1 protein-coding gene is annotated in these 292 nt (G+C 55.8%); it reads right to left on the reverse strand.

Translation table 11 applies throughout. The features are described 5' to 3' along the window. Positions 1-292: transposase (locus IV91_RS19355; protein ID WP_233418495.1), on the reverse strand; the 292-nt coding region annotated here is incomplete at both ends.

Consider the following 292-nt stretch of genomic DNA (forward strand, 5'->3'; position numbering starts at 1 on the left):
TGTCTCTATCTCAGTGCGCATCATCAGTTTCTTTCCAGAACAAGGAGTTGCACTCGTGAGCGCCACGGCAAGTCTTGGCACCATCGCTGCCAGGTCGAATCTTCGATTGAATCGATACTGCGACTCTGCCAGGTATCGACCGGCGTATTTTCGGAAATTAAAGGCATGATGTGTTCCACTCAGCGCGGTCTTGAGGTTGCCCAGCACCACATTGAGCCAGCGGAAGGGCTCGATCTCCGTGCCCGCCTTGCCTTTGGGTGCGATCACCACGCGATGCGCAAAGCCCAGTCGC

The organism is Ferrovum myxofaciens (genome assembly GCF_000735045.1).
Taxonomy (GTDB): domain Bacteria; phylum Pseudomonadota; class Gammaproteobacteria; order Burkholderiales; family Ferrovaceae; genus Ferrovum; species Ferrovum myxofaciens.